Annotated in this window: 1 protein-coding gene; it reads right to left on the bottom strand. The window is 34.6% G+C overall.

Annotated elements, in window-relative coordinates; translation table 11 throughout:
• The coding region (locus tag J7R10_RS09620) for a HesB/IscA family protein (RefSeq protein ID WP_281432527.1) at nt 1-190 on the bottom strand (190 nt) is incomplete at its 3' end.
• Nucleotides 191-382 lie beyond the last annotated feature (192 nt).

Below are 382 nucleotides of genomic sequence, written 5' to 3'. Positions count from 1 at the left end.
GTGCGCCATTAACTTCAACAACATCTGCATCCAGCCCCTCTTCCTTTACAAGGGTAATTGTATACTCCATCCCCGCACAACCACCTTTCTTGATACCAATAAGAATACCACGCGCATCTTTGGCATCCATAATCGCTTTAACACGATCTACTGCAGCTTCTGTTAAATTTATTACCGAAAAACGGCTCATCATTTACCCTTTTCTTTCTAAACAAAAACTTTGAAAGTGTTTCATCTACAACATTTTATTTACCTGGTATATCTGATACAAAACAACAAGATATAAGTTGAAATGTTTTAACCTTTTCTTATCGGGATAAAAGCCTCATATCCAACTATTTAGATTTACAATTGTGCAATCTAAAAATTATATTTTACTATC

Origin of the sequence: Bartonella vinsonii subsp. berkhoffii ATCC 51672 (assembly GCF_902825225.1) — a bacterium.
GTDB classification, from domain to species: domain Bacteria; phylum Pseudomonadota; class Alphaproteobacteria; order Rhizobiales; family Rhizobiaceae; genus Bartonella; species Bartonella berkhoffii.
This window is presented reverse-complemented; position numbering and strand designations above follow the sequence as displayed.